This window comes from Nonlabens sp. Asnod3-H03, assembly GCF_045063665.1.
Taxonomy (GTDB): Bacteria; Bacteroidota; Bacteroidia; order Flavobacteriales; family Flavobacteriaceae; genus Nonlabens; species Nonlabens ulvanivorans.
The window spans coordinates 99,469-117,208 of the sequence record NZ_JBEFOD010000008.1; the positions used below are offsets into that span (position 1 = coordinate 99,469).

Below are 17,740 nucleotides of genomic sequence, written 5' to 3' on the forward strand. Positions count from 1 at the left end.
ATGATTTACCTTTTGTTCTTCTAATTCCCTTGCTATTTTAAAATCCATTCAATAAAGAACACTTTTATGAACCCCATATTTCTAGTTGAGCCATACTTCCTAAAATTCGTTCATACATTGGAATTGCTAACTCGTATATATTATTATTAATTCTATCTCTATTTGATACTTGTTGTATGTCAAAACCCGGTTGTGGTAAAATTATATTATAACTCCAATTATTAATTTTGAAATTTTCAGCTAATGTGTCCCAAGTAGCTTGACTAGTTTGTATTAATTCTGAATTACCCTGAATACGTTCTTTAAGTCTATCTATTAGTGATACAGAAGAAATCCAATGGATACTTCTCATTGCTTGCGTAAAAAGAATATCACAATCAGCTTTTCTACGACCTGGATTTTCTCCATGTGAGGCTTTACAATGGATGAAATGTACTTGTTTGGTATTTTGTTGAAACCAAATTAAGTCTGCAATTTCATGAGAACCATCATCAAGTATTAAAACATCACTATTAATTTCAAAATCAGGATTAATTAATTCAATTGTTTTGTTAATTACAGGAACATTACCAGCTACAGGTGCTTCTTCATATCTCTCAGCACGTATATTACAACCTGTCCAATCTTTTACTTTCCAAATGCTTGTAGGTAAGTTTTCTATTGTTGTATTCGGTGTTATTTTATTTCTTCCTTCAATTACAGAACCACTAGGCATAATTAAAGAAGGATAATATTCATTTAAGATTTCTTCTAGTGATTTTTCAATGATATCATTTTCACTTTTGTCAGCTCTAACACGAATTTCATTATCTGTAATTAGTGACCAAATTTTATCTTCTGTTAGATTCATTACTAACTCACATTTAAATTCATTTATTTTAAGTTGACATTGTAATTGATTATTATTAATATCCAAGTTTAACGGAATTATTTCTGGAATACAGTTTCTTATAGGGTCAATATCATTAACATGAATAATTGTAGAATAAGCTCGAAAGAATAAGTCATTAGGAATTATGGCGATTGGTAATTCCACAATATTATTAATAGGTTCAGAACTAGCTAAAAATGAAAGCCCAGGCAAATTAGTTATTACAGGTCCATCTTCAATTAGATTGACTAATGAATCACACCAATTTTTAAACTCTTCAGATGTACCTCTTTTCATAGCCCAAACACGTCCATTTTTTGTAGCTATTCCCCAAGTTTTTTTTAGCCCTAATTTTAACAAAGCATGACCAGTACTAAAGACTCTTCCTTCACTTGCTCTCACTGACGCTTGGACACCACTTCCAATTACTGTTTTATATGATGGTTGAGATGCTCCTTGAGAAACAGCATTTTTCATACCAACCATAATGTAATCACTTTGTCTAAATTGTGATAGAGTTTTGTAAAGTCTGCTATGTGGTAATCTTTTTAAATCAGATACAATGAGATCTTTTTTAAATGAGGCAAGTGCCTGTTCACTAGTTGTTAATTCAAATAAAAGATTGCTGTCAGAATGATGATATAATAAATGAACATCTAAAAAGTCCTCGATATGAATCTCACCATTTGCCCAGTCCAATGGTTTATGATAAGCAGTTACAATGATTAGTGGCGAATCATCATTTTGCTGTTCTATTCTTAGAATTTCAAAAGGGTCTTTTGCATTGATTTCTCCAACATTTTTAAATTCGAAATTATTAGCTGTTTCATATATTAAAGCACTAAAAAAAACATTAAGTTCTGGCATTTGAAAATCTGCCTCTTTTGCTTGACTTGACTTATAGTGCCTAGCTCTTTGCATTTGTTCGTCAATTAGTTGAGGAATAAGTTTCCCCCAAGTTTCATCCGATTTATATAGTTTGTATACTTCACCTTTGACTTCGTCTTTATTAGCAATAAGTGTGGCATTTCCTTCTTGGTAATCGGGTTGTCTAGAAATTCGACCAAGAAATTGAATTGTGTAAGGAATAGAACGAGGCGTAGCATGCAGAACAGCAACCTTTAAATTTGGTATATCTAACCCTTCACTTGCGATTCCAACACAAACTAAACCATCTAACTGATTATTTTTAACTTTTGTGACTAGTTGAGAATTAATATTAGCTGAACGCTTTGAGTGAATATAATCTACATTAAAACCGTTTTCATTATATAGTTGAGTTAATATTACAGAATCTTCTATTCTATCAGTTCTTATCAAGATTGAAGCATTAGGATTTAATTCTCTCTCTCTTTGAAATACTTCCAAAGCGGATTTCATGAGTGCTTCGTTTGTGTTTTGGATACCAGCTTGTTCGCAAACAAAATTAACTTCTCTCATTATGTTGTCTTCCAAAGCTCTGTCAATAGAATAATGGTAAATCAATTTAGCTTTCATTCTTTTCCTATCTCGCCTAAATGGTGTTGCAGTAAAAAAGACTCTTTTTAAATCAGAATAAAAATCGTTTAGTTTACGCCATGTTTCTGCAGGTTCGTGATGTGCTTCGTCAACTAGGACAGCATCTATTAAATCGACTGGAACTGGTTCAATGTCCTTGTAATATGGTGATATACTATTCGGATGCGCAACAATGACATCATATTCATTTAAAATTAGCTCCCATTGTTCTCGTGTTTTTTGTCTTTTTGTTACTTCATAAACTTTTAGCTCTTCTATTTCACTTTGAAGACAATTACTGTTTTTCAGAACTTGTAAAGTTCTAAATTGTTCAGCTATTTGCTTACGAAGAATTTTAGAAGGAACTACGATAAGTATTTTTTGTAGATTTAATTCAAAACAAGTAGCCATCATCAATGCCGTTTTCCCAGAACCGGTTGGCATACTAATTAAAGAAGCAATGTGATTAGACGATGTGGTAAAATGACTTTTTAAGGCCCAAATTGCACCTAATTGGCATTTTCTCAATCCATTTCCCTCCCTTGGCTGTAGTTTAAATAATGCTTTGTTTTCTATAAAAAAAGACATGAAATAAAATTTAGAAATTGATTAATCTTAATAGTCAAAACTCCTGATGCCCGCGCATTTACTATTGCCTTAACAGGCATATTTCATTTACTTAGTAATCCTATCCAAATTTTCAAAACGGCTAGTCAACATAATAAATAATAAAGGAATTTAGGACTGAATACGCCATATGGCTTTTGCTATTATGAAATATATAAAAATTAAAAACCCTAAATCTTACACGTTTAATCAATAAGAAGAACGTGCACAATTTAGGGGAGTGTGAATATAATAAACTGAATTGTAATTGAGGTCAGAGAATATTTTTTTTTTGTAGATTCAACAACTCCTTAATGTTGGTCATCGAATCTTCATTCCTGGTTTTTTGGATCTTTTTATGAGAAATATTTAACAGACTATTTAAAACAACCGTACAAAAAACTGCAGGTTACTTGATGATAATTCTAAAGATCAAAAGTAAAACGTTCACTATAATCTGGCGGCAACATTGCACCTACTTCGCGCAGGTATGCAGAAAGTTCTTTTTCACTTTTATGACGAGTAATAGGCAAAAGTTTATTTATTATCTCATTATGAGATAAACCTTCGGTTAAGTAAGACTGGTATAAATGAAAGATTGCAGTATGTCTAAAACTATATAAACCATAGGTTTCGTCAAGACCTAGACTATCTTTAATTTTCTTAAACCTACGTGTAAACACATTAGTTTTTGCTTTCTCACCAGCAGTCCATAGCAATGGTTGATTTTGATAACTCAACAAATTATCTTCATCAGTATTACAATCGTTAACCAACTCAGTAACCAATGGTTTAAGTTTCTCAATAATATTAATAGTAGCCATTCCTTTCTTAGTATCTACAAAAATTAAATTATCCTGAATACTCTTCTTCTTTAACCTAATTACTTCTCGAGGACGTAACATCGCATAAACCATAAATTTTATAAAGTGAAGTAAGTAAGGGTCCTTAGACTCACAGGTCTTTAAAATATCGCTAAGTTGTTTTGCGGTGAATGGTCTATTTTTTAAGGGTTGGCTTTTTTCAGTTTTTATACCTGCTGTAGGGTTGGCATCAATAATAAAGTCAGTAACTAGCTTACTGAACAAGGCACTTATCGCACGTTTGTTATTATTAATACTGGTAGCATTATTTCCGTCTTTACTTAAATAATTGAGATATTGAGCAAAGTTCTTACGTTTAAAATTATTGACTAATATGCCAGCCAATAGATTACTTTTACACCAGTCCATGAACCTATTATAAGCTGTATTATACTGATTATAGGTACTTTCTTTTAAACTGCTTTTCTTGTGATCCAGAGCCATTTTTAAAGCCTCTTCTAGAGTAAATGCTTCCGTATGAGCTTTATGAAACTTTTCATCTACTGGCGACCAGCCACGCAGTAACAAATCGGCATAAATTTCACATAAACCTTTACCTATCCTACGACGTTCATTAATCGTTTTAAAGCGGTTTAAATTTTTATAGAACTTATAGAGCTTTCCCTCATATCTAAAATACACATACCACCTTTTACCAGGTGCAATAGTTGCCACTTTCTTACCATTCCTTATAATTTTAGGAATAAAGAGTTTGGGTTTTTCGTAGTTAGATCTAGTCAAATTGATATTATAATGATACTCGTTTTGATACTCACTTTGTTTTATCTCCTCAATTTTAACCACTGCAAAGAACAAGAAAAGCCGCTTATACAGCGGCTTTTGAGCTAAAGTGCGGATGACAGGAATCGAACCTGCACGCCGTGAAGCACTAGATCCTAAGTCTAGCATGTCTACCAGTTCCATCACATCCGCATTCTGGTAATCCCTATTTGGGACGGCAAATATACACACTTTTCAGATATTACAAATTCTTTCTGAAATAAAAATTACACCTTTCTTATCTTTACCTAAAATTTGCAACACATGAATACTAAAACTTATGTTGATCAACACAAAGATCGATTCATAAATGAACTGATAGATTTACTTAAAATCCCTTCTATCAGTGCTGATCCGGCTTATAAGAAGGATGTTATTAAAACCAGTGAGGCTATTAAAACCTCTTTAGAAAAAGCTGGCTGCGATCATGTTGAAATTTGTGAAACTCCTGGATATCCTATAGTTTATGGAGAAAAAATAATTGATAAAAACTTACCTACCGTTCTAGTTTACGGTCATTACGACGTTCAACCGCCAGATCCAGTAGAGCTTTGGGACAGTCCTCCATTTGAACCAGTTATTAAAAATACAGAACTACATCCAGATGGTGCCATCTTTGCGCGTGGTGCCTGTGATGATAAAGGTCAAATGTACATGCATGTCAAGGCCATGGAATACATGACAGCCAATAATGAGCTACCATGTAACGTGAAATTTATGATCGAAGGTGAAGAAGAAGTTGGTAGCGAGTCTTTAGGTTGGTTTTTAGAACGTAATCGTGAAAAGCTAGCTAACGACGTGATTCTAATTTCTGATACAGGAATGATAGCAAAAGATGTTCCTAGTATTACAACTGGTTTGCGTGGCTTAAGCTATGTAGAGGTAGAAGTTACTGGTCCTAATCGTGACTTACACTCAGGCCTTTATGGTGGTGCTGTTGCAAACCCTATCAATATTTTATGTGATATGATTGCCCAGCTTCATGATGAAAATAATCACATCACTATTCCTGGATTTTATGATAAGGTAGAAGAATTAAGCAAAGAAGAGCGTGCCGAAATGGCTAAAGCGCCATTCTCTCAAGAGGCTTACAACAAAGCTTTAGACATTGCAGCAGAGCATGGTGAAAAAGGATATACCACTAATGAACGTAACAGTATAAGACCTACACTGGATGTTAATGGAATTTGGGGTGGATATACTGGTGAAGGAGCAAAAACAGTAATTGCTAGTAAAGCATTTGCAAAAATATCAATGCGACTAGTACCAGACCAGAACTGGCACGAGATAACTGAATTATTTCAGAAGCACTTTGAAAGTATTGCTCCGGCAAGTGTAAAGGTTAAAGTAAATCCGCATCACGGTGGAACTGCTTATGTAACACCTATCGATTCATTAGGTTATCGCGCTGCAAGCGCAGCATACGAAGATACATTTGGGAAAACGCCTATACCGCAACGCAGTGGTGGTTCTATTCCTATTGTTGCTCTTTTTGAGAAAGAATTAAACTCCAAATCTATACTTATGGGCTTTGGGCTAGACAGTGATGCTATCCATTCACCTAATGAGCATTTTGGTATATGGAACTACCTTAAAGGTATTGAGACCATACCGCATTTTTACAAACATTTTACTGCAATGAGTAAATAGATGAAGAGTTATTGAATTAAAAATCCCATTCAACTATTGAATGGGATTTTTTTTAACTCGCTTTCGCGAAAGCGTACTATGATTAATTTAAAGCTAAATTTAAAGCTACAGTAAATATCTGTCCTGTACCACTGAAACGTTCTACCCAAACCTCTATATAATCATTAGGTTCTAAATCAAAAACGCCTACAATAGGCACTGCACTGATATCCCTAATAGTCGTAGCTCCAACGGTCGCTCCGTCAGGCACAACTTTCCACACACCTGTTTGGTCTATCACAGTCGGCGTAGCAGCTCCAGATCTACCTCTCGCTATATAAAATATATATCTATCTCCAGGTGTATTACCTTCAAAAGACACACTAGCCGAAACATTAAAAAATCGTTTTTTCTTACCTTCATATACAACTCTATTATCACTCGAACTTGAAAAACGGAACAAATTATTTGATGTGGTAACTCCTGCTAATTTTTTAGGGACACCATTAGAAGAAAAAGTAGTTGACGCACCGCCACCGGCAGTAAAATTAAAATTGATATCACCTACCGCTTGCGCGTCTGTTTCTAATGGAATACCAGAACAATTTACATTCCAATTCTTAGTAAAATTAAATCCAGAATATGTACCAGTAGTATAAGGATCAATTAATGTTCCAGCACCTACAAAACTAAGTTGAGATAGCGTGGCATCATTTACAATCGCAGGATTTGTACTTACATTAATACCTGTTTCCATATTATCTGCCTCGATACGGCCACCGTTCATTTGAAGATTTGTAAAGGAACCTAACAGTTCCATAAAAGTTCCCGTATTTGAGGAAGTCCAAAAAATATTACTGACAAAAAAACTATGAATATCATTTATAGTAAAACCATCATCATTATTTACATATTGAGTGACACTCAAAAAAACGGTACTTAGGCCGTCTAAAGTTCCTACCTTACTAGCGTTTGCTACAATTGTATTATTGATAAGTAACAATTCTCCACTTGCTGTAGCGTTGATATCAAACAATTGTGTTTTTGTCCCCAAAGGAATGCTACCAGACAAAGTTAAGTTACGTAAACCACCACCTTTAGAACCTTCAAAAAGACTACCCGTAGAATTATTAACCAAGATATCTTCAGATGAATCTACACCTTCTATATAGGCACCATTTAAATCAATAGGAAAATCGAATACTATCGTTCCATTAATTTCATAGAGATAATTTGTGTTTAATAAATATTTTGATCCACTACCAGCAACAAGCTCATCAGCGAGATCTGAAATATCTTTAACTAATTTATAATTATCCCTACGCTTACTATTGGCAATGTAAACCCATTCCGTTCCATCATAAAATTGGAAGGCATTAAGAGTAGTATCAAAAATAATTAGCCCAGTAGCAGGACTGGCGATTGCCATTTTTTGTGTAGTGTTCATTCTTGGCATCAGTAAACCTTCAGATTCAGAAAAAACATGCAAAATGGAACTTGGATCTGGTAAGTCTGTATTAATTCCAACCTGGGAGCCGGCGAAATATACACTTAACAGCAATAAAGATGTAAATATAGCTTTCATAATATCAGTTTGAAACCTAAAAATACCAATATCGAATAGACTAAAATCGGAACTGCTTATCCTTAGTTAACTAATAGCATATATTTAATAAAACATTACATTTTTTAACATTTAATAGTGAATTACAACAGCTTTTTAACGACAAAACTAACAAATGTTAAATCCTAAATTATGTACTTATTGAAAGTAAAGAACGTATTAAGAAATAAGTTTTATAGGTAACTCAACAATTGCAACCAGTATAACCAGCAGCATTATCAGGTTTTATTCAACCGATTTAAAACATCATAAACCCATACAGTAAAAAGCAATTCTGTTAAAATATTTACCTCTACACTTGTAGAATAATAAAATTACTCTACATTTGTAGAGTTAATTCTAATATTGTAGAGCATGAAACTGTCTAAAACTGAAGAAGAATTAATGAGCCATTTATGGAAGCTTGAAAAAGCTTTTATGAAAGACTTATTAGAAGAATATCCTGAACCTAAACCTGCCACTACCACAGTGGCTACATTATTAAAAAGGATGACTGACAAAGGTTTTGTGGGTTATGAGCTATTTGGTAAAAGTCGTCGATACTTCCCATTAGTTGAAAAAACAGCCTACTTCTCAAAACACGTTAATGGCTTGATCAAAAATTTCTTTAATGATAGCTCCTCTCAATTTGCTTCCTTTTTCACTAAAGAAACTGATTTAAGCAAAAAAGAGTTAGAAGAATTACGGTCTATCATCGATCAACAGATTAAAAAGAAGTAGTTATGGAACATTATCTAATCAATAGCTCTATCTGTTTATTTGCACTTTGGTTGTTTTATAAACTAGCCTTTGAGAACACCTCATGGCATCATTTGAAAAGATACTTTTTACTTGCATCCATAGGGATATCCATTGTTATACCTTTTATAGTAGTGAAAACAATTGTAATCCCTATTGAGACTAATTCAGTAATGAATTTTACTTCATCATCTGTAGTCAATGAAATAGCTAGACAACAAAATTTTGAATTCAACTGGAGCTTCATTCTTTGGACTACTTATGGTTTAGGTGTAATCATCATGTTATGGAGGTTTATTAAAAACCTGAAAGCATTCCGTATAGGTGATGAAGATGAGTTGAAAATATACAGCCATTATCAACTAGTATTAAGAAATGCGCTTATAGTACCACATTCTTTTCTAAAACGAATTTTTGTATCTAAGAATCAATATGAAGAAAACCTTATTCCTACCGCTGTATTAGAACATGAAAAAGCACACCTGGACCAGCGACATTCACTCGATATTTTATTTATAGAAATATTATTAATTCTATTCTGGTTCAATCCACTTTTCTATATCATGAGGTATTCAATAAAATTAAATCACGAGTTTCTTGCTGATCAAGCAGTAATTCAGCATGGAATAGACACGGCAACTTATCAAGAAACTCTACTAAATTACACACAAAACAGCCATAGTACTGCACTGGCAAACACATTTAATTTTCCAATTATTAAAAAACGATTTTACATTATGAAAACTCAAACATCACAAGCTAGTTTAATATCTAGAAGCCTAGCATTAATCCCAATTCTTGCATTACTTATAATTAGTTGTGGAAAAGAAGAAACAGAATTTCAAGAAATTGAAGAGATTTTAGAAATTGAAGAAGTAGTAGATGATAATCATAAAACAGAAATTATTGAGGTCTATGAAGTTTTAGAAAATTTAACACCAGAACATATTGAAGAATACAATCGTCTGGCCATTAAACACAAAAACTACATGGATGCAAATAATAATTTAATAGTATTTAAAGATGAAACTCAACACATGCAAACCATATTTCATTCTATGAGTGAAGAACAACAATCTTCTAATGAACCATGGCCATATTTAGGAAGAGATAATGATTTAAAAGCAGGACAAATTCCGCCACCACCACCACCTGCACCAAGTGCCATTGAATATATAAATGAACACAAGAACGAATTAAATTATTATCTCAGAGAAGATCAAATCCCAGCTGACGTTGCCATAAAAATCATTAATGAAGTAGGACAGGCAGGCGTAGAAATAAGCCCAGATGATAAAGGTGTAATGTCTATTAAAATTCTGGAAACTGAGAGCAACAAAGGAACCTTGCCGCCACCGCCACCGCCACCAGTAAAATCTAAAACTGTGAGTGAAAAAGAATTTGCTGAATATAATGACTGGGCAAAAAAAAATAATGAACAAAATAGAGCAGCAAAGCAAAATGATAACAATGGCTATGCGATTATTAAACAGAAAGACTTTGAAAAGTACGAATCTATATACGATAGAATGAGTACATCTCAAAAAAGTGAAGCACAACCATTACCTACTTTACCACCACCACCGCCACCTGCAAAAGACATAAAACAGATATCAAATAAAGAAGTAGAGGAATACAATTGGCTATTAAACAGACACAGAGAGTTCTTAAAAAATGAAAAAAGAATAGTCGTTTTTAAAGAAGATACTAATAGAATGATTCAACTATATACATTAATGAGTGTAGAACAGCAATCAAAAAATCAGGCGTGGCATTACTTATATAAGGAAAACAAAGTAAAAGCCAAAGAAATTTTACCTCCGTTAACAGCTTAATAAGCAAGTATTAAAATGAATGATTTATCAATCATATTCACAACTATGTTAAAGTAAGAACTTGATCGATCAGTTCAATTTCTTGAAACAGAAAACAACGATCAAAAAATTAAGAACATTGATGGTCTTAGAATAGCTGAATACAATTCATATTTCGTTTTATAAATCAGCAATAGGATTGATTGAAATCACAGACGGTACTATAATTACACATCATACCGTAACAATCTGTAAATTATTGCGTTATTAGATAGAACCTTAATCAATCTATTATGCAATCCTTCTTCATCACCTGCAGCGGTGCAGACACAGATATACTCGATAATTGTAGTGCTGGTGAGCGTACTAAATATGCCGGTATAGGCGCCACGGTGTTCTTTACGGCACTAATGGCGTTTTTTGCGGCTAGTTATGCGTTGTACACGGTTTTTGATAGTTATTTAATCGCTACTGCCTTTGGGTTTGTTTGGGGTCTATTAATATTTAATCTAGACCGCTACATCGTTTCTACACTTAAAAAGAGTGATAAAAAAATAAATGAAATCTGGCAAGCTACGCCACGTATTATCTTAGCTGTCATAATCGCTGTGGTCATTTCTAAACCACTTGAATTAAAGATTTTTGAGAAGGAAATTGATCAGGTTTTGCTACAGGAAAAGAACCAGTTAACTCTTGAAAATCAGGAACAAGTGGCTCAGTTGTATGCGGTGGAGGAAAACGCTTTCGCGAAAGCGATACAAGAACTAAAAACTGAGGTTCAAAATAAAGAAGCCGAAGTCAATGCGCTTTACAACATTTACATCACCGAAGCCGAGGGAACATCTGGTACCTATAAATTAGGAAAAGGTCCTGTATATAAAGAGAAACGCGAAAAACATGACGCAACACTAGCCGACCTCAACACCTTAAAAATTAAGAATGCTGAAAAAATAGCTGCCATAGAATTACAAATAGCAACGCTACAGGAAAATGAAGCGACTCAATTAGCCTCTTCACAACCTATCATTGACAACTTTGATGGACTAATGGCACGTATAGAAGCTTTAAACAAATTACCATTCCTTACCTCATTCTTTATATTCTTGTTATTTCTTGCTGTAGAAACCTCTCCTATTATTGCAAAAGTTCTAGCACCTCGTGGCGAGTACGATTTTAAACTTGCAGAGCGCGAAGATCTCGTCAAGTCATGGGTCACGCAGCAGAAAGCACAACAAGAAATCCTTGTTAAAACTGACAAAGAACTCAACAACAGAGTCTATGCCGACATTGCTGAAGAAGAAGCACTCTATGCTTATAAGAAAAAGATGGCTCGCGAGCTCATGCAACAACAAGCCGATGCTTTTTACAAGAAGCAGAAAGGAATTTTGGGGTAAGCTATCTATTGACTGAAAAACTCAATTTCTTAGTCATCTACAATACCCATTTTCCTTAACAAGAAACTAGCATTCATATTTGTAGCAATTCCGTCTTTAAAGGTATAGTCAAAGGTAAGCTCATCGTTAGTGATGTCTGCATCAAAAAAGTAGTTAGAGATACTATCGTATTCATTTGCAACTTCAGTAAGACTTAAATCATGTGTAGCAATAATTCCAGTGGCGTGTTTTCTAGAAAGTTTCTCGATCAGTTTTCTGGATCCATTTGCCTTATCTTGACTGTTAGTTCCTTTTAAGATTTCGTCCAGGACTATAAAATACCGTTCGGTTTCTATTTTATCGACGATGTATTTCAAACGTTTTAATTCACTAAAGAAGTAACTCTCATCATCAGTTAAAGAATCGCTAGTTCTCATACTGGTAATGAGTTTAATTGGACTATAAATCATAGATTGTGCACATACCGGTAGTCCAGCATTTGCCATTACAATCTTCATAGAGACCGTTCTTAAGAAAGTACTTTTACCTGCCATATTTGCACCCGTAATGATAAAGAATTCACCGCTTGATATTTGAATATCATTTCCGATTGCTTTTGCAGGATCCAGTAAAGGATGTCTTGCATTACTAACTTGCATTTTAAAGTCTCCAGTCTCAATGATAGGATAGACATAATCTTTATGGTTGTAAGCAAAATTACCTAGCGAGTTCATTGCATCTATTTGTGCGACCGTATCTAACCAATTTGCAATATGGTCTGCATTTTCATGCAACCACTTTTCAATAGTATGTACTTGCTTTAAATCCCATAATCCAAAACCGTTTGCAAGCACTCCAAACAACATATTATTACGTTGATCTAATCGTCCTATAGCTGCTGCAAGCTCTTTAAACCTGATAGAGGCTGGTGTATCACCTACCATTATTCTAGATTTTAATCCTATAAGCAAATCACTTTTAAAACTTTCTTTTTCTACAGCGAGAATTAACTGACTGTACTGCTGAAAAAATAATTCTAAAGAACTAATATTTGCACTGAAAGCGGTAATGCGCTTTATGTACTTACCAGTTACAGCTAGTCCACCAAAGAACGCTGCTGAAAAAATATAGCCATTCACCCAATCATTAAAGTATGCAACTCCTAATACGATAGAAAACGTAAACCATACCCAAGGTAACCAAGAAAATAATGAAGGTACAAAGGCCTCATAGCTTTTAATCCAGGTAAGCATCCCTTTAGGGTCCTTTTCATTATTAAGCAATGTTGCTGTTGCCCCATAGTTATGTCTGAACTCTATCTTCTCAGACAATTCCTTAATAGCTTCTTGTTTTTGAGAAATCCCTGTTAAATCATTAGATAAAAACTGAGCAGCTAGTGTCGCAACACCATCTTTAGTAACACTTCTATTTAAATACTGAAAAAATGAACCTGGACCTAATAAATCTATGTCGCGACTAAACTCATGATCATCTTTTAAAAATTGAGAACCATCTACTCTATCATAGTATTTACGGTCTAGCATTTTCAACTCCAGCTCATTTCGATCTAGTAATGCTTGTTGAAAGTCTCGCTTTCTTTTAAGATTTTCATGCCTCGATACTAGAAATAAGAATAAAATAAAAGTTGCGACAGCAATTACAACAGCTACCTGCCATTGTGACCATAAAAAATATACGCCAGCAGCACCAGCAACAAATAACAATAATCTTATGGTACTAGATAGGCGTAGTTGATTCTTAATAGAATCTCTATGATTCTTAAATTGAGTAATACGCTCTGTATAGAATGATTGTAAGGTCTCTTTCAATTATAAATTTTTAAGGTCTTCTTTTTGAGCTCGTGTTAATTTTCCTATGACTAACTCATAACTATGATCGATCCATTTTTTTAGCTCTGAAGCTTCCATGGCTTTATCTATAAAAATAGTGTTCCAGTGTTTTTTATTACTATGATAACCTCCTATGACAGTGCCATCATATTCTTCTCTTAATTCAATTGCTTTTTCCGGATTGCATTTTAAATTAATAGCTGGCTCGCCACGTTCCCATCGATCTAGACCTGTGAGGCAAAACATTTTGCCCATAACTTTGAACACTAATGTAGATTCATCAAAGGGAAACTCTTCAGTTACCGCTTTTTTAGACATGCAATAATCACGCAACTCATCAATATGCATTAGGATTCAATTTTCTTTTGAGGCTCAACTTCATTAAGAATAAGTGTACTATAATCTAGTTTCCATCCTATTGTTGCCGCAAGTCCTTCCATAAGTTGAATGGTCTGTAACGCTTCTTTTCTAGCCTGATCTAATAATCCACTTTCTGGAATTTTATCTATGATATGCTGCTTTGCATTGCGCGATATCTCCGTTAGGTCCTCACTTGTAAAATAATTTGCCCAACCTTCTTTTTTATCATAGTAATTAAAGTCTGTTTCAATACTCAATACTTGAGGTTGTGGGAAGTTGGTGAGTCGTATCGTCTTTGAGTTAGGGTCACTATTCATCTCTATTTTAGTAAGGTCAAAACCTATGTGAGCCTTTGCATTAATAAGAATAATAGCCTTTTTCTTTCCTAACAAAAGACTCATTAATTTCTCCTTTACATTCTCATAGTGATAGATTTCTGCAAAATCTCCTTCTACGGTAATGAATTTACAAACAGAGCGTATTTTTTCCATAAGCACTACACTTTGCTCTCTAGTGTTTTCTTTTTTGCCCATCTTGCCCATCAGCATCTTAAACACAAAAAAAGCTATCACAGCTCCTACAGCAAGTCCTATAAATAGTAATTCCATATTCAAATTTACAATTTATCGAGATGAGTGCTTTTAAAAGCATCAGGATATTTGAGTCCATAGCCAAATATTCTATCCATACCAATATGTGCTATCATAATCCATCCATACATAAAAGTAATATCATTTTTCAAAAACTTCCCTATCGCTAGAACTGCAATAGCGACAAGTAAATGATGAAAAAAATTGTATGTCATTGCTCCTAATCGATTATTAATTAAGTATCCCAAAGCACCTATATCTGGCGTAAGCAATAATACTGCAAAAATCCACCAGCTATAGTCAGTGTAGTAAAAACCATAAAGGCCTACCATTAAAACAGCTAAGCCTTCTAACTTTAATAACCATTTCATAGAATAGAATACAATATCGGACGAGATGGCGCAGCATCATTTTCTAATGGAGCTACTTGTAAATCCATCATATAAAACCCGTCCTTTACAGTGTCTGGTACATATATTAATTCCGTGATTGTAGCATCTAATCTTTGGTCACCATTAAAATTCCAAAATGCTTTGTGCGCCAGCAACGCACCATTATCTTTCTCTTTATCTACGCTAGGTAGGTCTATAAGGATGTGCTTGATTCCGCTTTCGCGAAAGCGTATCATAGTTTCCTCAAGGATATAAGGTGGATTTGTATTAGAATAGTTCTTTGAGTTCTTTTGCTCTCCATTAGGCAACGTACGGATGATGATAGCTTCTACTCCAGATTTTAAGTCTTGAAAATGTTGAGGAGTGATGACTTGATCTTCTCCTTGCTTATCTGGCTCTATAGAAAAAATTTGCGCTTTAAAAAACGTTCTTACTAGTGCGTCATTGACACTATGAAATTCCTCTGTAATATGACCTATACACTCGGTATGCGTACCATGGCTATGAGGATTAAAATGAACATTATTAAAATTTGTCGAACCACCTAATGATACCTTGCCCACATAACCATCGACCTCAACATGGGTAATATCTGGTTGATCGATATACCATGCACCTACACCAGCATTATCTTGTACCGCTAGACTGATGTCTATAGGTTGTGATAAATCTATGGTGACTTTTTCGTGTTCTAACTGTATAGTGGTTTGCATAGTAGTCGTCTTTGTATGGCAAGAGTTAAGTAGGAATAAAAATAGAATCAGTTGATATCTCATGTTATTCTTTTTGCGGAACGTTGAAATCGATATTGAAAAAACTAAGATATCCAGCTAGAGTTCCCATACCCATTTCTTTGCGACGTGCATCTACGTTTTCTGGATCTTGCAGCTCATATAATTCATAAGTACCGTCTGTATTCATCATTACTTGCGAGCCATATAATTGTGGTTGTCCATCATCCATAAGCATGCGATCTTCCATAAGGGCGACATCTTGTTTTTCAAAAAGCCCATCTTCCAGTCCTTTTTTAATCATAGGAAAGTATTTCTTACGTTTATCTGCACTGGCGTGTTGTATGACTAGCCATATAGCGGAATAGCCTAACTTACCGACACTTTCTGGAGCTGGCATGCCACATTTACCCAGGATTTGCTCTACCGCGGTTAGATTAGCCTCATCAATTGAGGCTACGTTAAGGTTGTCTGCACGAGAGTCTTGATCTCTTAAATAAATATTTTGTAGTAGTCCACCTAAATTATCACAGTTGATATCTCTTGCACCATTTCTTAATAATGGAGTAGATTTTTGTGCGATACGGACTTTATCAGAATCCTGTAATTGTACTTTAACTAGAACACTATCAGAATCAATCATCCAGTCTGCAAATGGTAAATCATTTGAGAGTGATTTTCTTTGTTCCTTAGATAATTCTTTTCCATCGAGACTATAATAAATCACATCGTTAGGAATAGTAATTTGGTTCTTCTCGACCATTTCCATCATTTGATCATAAGTAATTGCTGTAAGCTTAGGATCTTGCTCACAGCTTATCATACTTACAGATATAAATAATAATATAACGAGTTGATTATATTTCATAGTTTATGTTTTAATTCAAATTGAGCATGAATAAATCACTAGCGATACCATCACTTAGAAATTTCCCTTTGCGAGTAACCATTAATGTATCGCCATCTAAATATAGTAAATGGTCTTTTAAATATTCAGAAGCTTGATTTAGTAAATAATCTTTAAAATTAACGCCATATTCCTGTTCTATTTTATTTAAAGAAATCCCATAAATTGTGCGCAAACCAGTCATGACATATTCATTATAACGATCTACTGTTGTCAGTTCTTCTATCTCGATAGGTAATTCACTAGCTTGAATAGATTTAAGATACTTTACATTATTATTAATGTTCCAGCCGCGTCTTTTCCCATCAAAACTGTGTGCACTAGGTCCTATACCTATATAACTTTTACCGGTCCAGTATGCGGTATTATTTTTTGAGAAATAGCCTTCCTTACCAAAGTTTGAAAACTCATAATTGCTATAACCGTGCAGTTGCATCGCATCAAGAAGTATATGGAAATGCTCTTGGGCGAGTTCATCATCTACTTTAGGAATAAGTCCTTTTTTTATAAATGATTCAAGAGCCGTATTATCTTCTACTGTTAAAGCATAACTGGATATATGTGGTATTTTTAATTCTATGGCTTTATAGATATTTTCTCTCCAGCGGTCTGCAGTCATATCAGGAATTCCATAAATCAAGTCTATAGAAATATTATCAAAATAAGTTTGTGCTTGAACGATACAAGCTAGTGCTTCTTGAGCATTGTGAGCCCGATTCATCAACTTTAAATCTTCTTCAAAAAACGATTGAATTCCTATACTCAAACGGTTTACTGGTGAGTCATTAAGTTGTGCTAATTTCTCTGTGGTAAGATCGTCTGGATTTGCCTCTAGAGTAATTTCTGGGTTTTCAGCAACTTGATAATGCTGATAAACAGCATCAATGATTTGATTGATTTGAGATAGCTCAAGCACACTAGGCGTTCCACCACCGAAGTATATGGTCTCTACAGTGGTTTTAATATACTCGTTTTTGCGTAAGCGAATTTCTTCACATAGCGCAGCAACCATATCTTCTTTATACTTCATATTTGTACTGAAGTGAAAATCGCAGTAATGACAGGCTTGCTTACAAAATGGAATGTGGATATAAATGCCGCTCATGTTTGTAAAG

General features: G+C 34.2%; 14 protein-coding genes and 1 tRNA gene. 4 read left to right on the forward strand and 11 right to left on the reverse strand.

Annotated features, from left to right (window positions below; genetic code table 11):
- Positions 1-64: 64 nt before the first annotated feature.
- The 3 genes from ACJJVI_RS03720 to ACJJVI_RS03730 all read right to left on the reverse strand — a co-directional run bounded on the left by ACJJVI_RS03720 (position 65) and on the right by ACJJVI_RS03730 (position 4,770).
- Positions 65-2,956, reverse strand: coding sequence for a DEAD/DEAH box helicase (locus ACJJVI_RS03720; RefSeq protein ID WP_405350456.1), 2,892 nt, complete (start codon positions 2,954-2,956; stop codon positions 65-67).
- A gap of 443 nt (positions 2,957-3,399) precedes the next feature.
- Positions 3,400-4,578 carry a tyrosine-type recombinase/integrase gene (locus ACJJVI_RS03725; RefSeq protein ID WP_405350459.1) on the reverse strand — a complete coding sequence of 393 codons (1,179 nt, stop codon included), beginning with the start codon at positions 4,576-4,578 and terminating at the stop codon, positions 3,400-3,402.
- 110 nt (positions 4,579-4,688) lie between these two features.
- Positions 4,689-4,770 (reverse strand) — tRNA-Leu (locus ACJJVI_RS03730).
- Positions 4,771-4,881: 111 nt separating this feature from the next.
- On the opposite strand from ACJJVI_RS03730, the gene ACJJVI_RS03735 reads away from it, so the two are divergent.
- Positions 4,882-6,267 (forward strand): dipeptidase, encoded by a 1,386-nt coding sequence (locus ACJJVI_RS03735; protein ID WP_042271002.1) that lies wholly within the window; start codon positions 4,882-4,884, stop codon positions 6,265-6,267.
- Between the two features lie 82 nt (positions 6,268-6,349).
- Here ACJJVI_RS03735 and ACJJVI_RS03740 read toward each other — a convergent pair whose 3' ends face one another.
- Complete coding sequence (locus ACJJVI_RS03740) at positions 6,350-7,831, reverse strand: hypothetical protein (protein ID WP_036584142.1); 1,482 nt, start codon at positions 7,829-7,831, stop codon at positions 6,350-6,352.
- Positions 7,832-8,224: 393 nt separating this feature from the next.
- On the opposite strand from ACJJVI_RS03740, the gene ACJJVI_RS03745 reads away from it, so the two are divergent.
- The 3 genes from ACJJVI_RS03745 to ACJJVI_RS03755 all read left to right on the forward strand — a co-directional run bounded on the left by ACJJVI_RS03745 (position 8,225) and on the right by ACJJVI_RS03755 (position 11,816).
- A complete protein-coding gene (locus ACJJVI_RS03745) occupies positions 8,225-8,590 on the forward strand; it encodes a BlaI/MecI/CopY family transcriptional regulator (RefSeq protein ID WP_036584141.1) in 366 nt (121 codons plus the stop codon).
- 2 nt (positions 8,591-8,592) lie between these two features.
- Positions 8,593-10,443: a M56 family metallopeptidase gene (locus ACJJVI_RS03750; RefSeq protein ID WP_405350465.1), complete on the forward strand. Its 1,851-nt coding sequence runs from the start codon at positions 8,593-8,595 to the stop codon at positions 10,441-10,443.
- Between the two features lie 269 nt (positions 10,444-10,712).
- Positions 10,713-11,816 carry a DUF4407 domain-containing protein gene (locus tag ACJJVI_RS03755; protein WP_405352600.1) on the forward strand — a complete coding sequence of 368 codons (1,104 nt, stop codon included), beginning with the start codon at positions 10,713-10,715 and terminating at the stop codon, positions 11,814-11,816.
- 29 nt (positions 11,817-11,845) lie between these two features.
- Here the strand turns inward: ACJJVI_RS03755 and ACJJVI_RS03760 are convergent, their stop codons facing one another.
- Genes ACJJVI_RS03760 through hemW form a run of 7 tightly spaced genes read right to left on the reverse strand, consistent with a single transcriptional unit; the run spans position 11,846 to position 17,730 of the window.
- Entirely contained in the window at positions 11,846-13,624 is a 1,779-nt protein-coding gene (locus ACJJVI_RS03760; protein ID WP_348022243.1) for a MutS-related protein, read from the reverse strand.
- On the reverse strand, positions 13,625-13,993 hold the full coding sequence (locus ACJJVI_RS03765; RefSeq protein WP_036584121.1) for an MmcQ/YjbR family DNA-binding protein: 369 nt from the start codon (positions 13,991-13,993) through the stop codon (positions 13,625-13,627).
- The gene (locus tag ACJJVI_RS03770) at positions 13,993-14,613 is read right to left on the reverse strand and encodes a DUF4230 domain-containing protein (RefSeq protein ID WP_036584119.1); all 621 of its coding nucleotides are present in this window, start codon (positions 14,611-14,613) and stop codon (positions 13,993-13,995) included. The genes ACJJVI_RS03765 and ACJJVI_RS03770 overlap by 1 nt, the downstream gene beginning before the upstream one ends.
- A gap of 8 nt (positions 14,614-14,621) precedes the next feature.
- Positions 14,622-14,966, reverse strand: a complete 345-nt coding sequence (locus ACJJVI_RS03775; protein WP_405350471.1) for a DUF4260 domain-containing protein — start codon at positions 14,964-14,966, stop codon at positions 14,622-14,624.
- Positions 14,963-15,763, reverse strand: coding sequence for a cyclase family protein (locus ACJJVI_RS03780; RefSeq protein ID WP_405350474.1), 801 nt, complete (start codon positions 15,761-15,763; stop codon positions 14,963-14,965). The genes ACJJVI_RS03775 and ACJJVI_RS03780 overlap by 4 nt, the downstream gene beginning before the upstream one ends.
- 1 nt (position 15,764) lies before the next feature.
- On the reverse strand, positions 15,765-16,586 hold the full coding sequence (locus ACJJVI_RS03785; RefSeq protein ID WP_405350477.1) for a DUF6624 domain-containing protein: 822 nt from the start codon (positions 16,584-16,586) through the stop codon (positions 15,765-15,767).
- Between the two features lie 10 nt (positions 16,587-16,596).
- Positions 16,597-17,730: a radical SAM family heme chaperone HemW gene (gene hemW, locus ACJJVI_RS03790; protein WP_405350480.1), complete on the reverse strand. Its 1,134-nt coding sequence runs from the start codon at positions 17,728-17,730 to the stop codon at positions 16,597-16,599.
- Between the last annotated feature and the right edge of the window lie 10 nt (positions 17,731-17,740).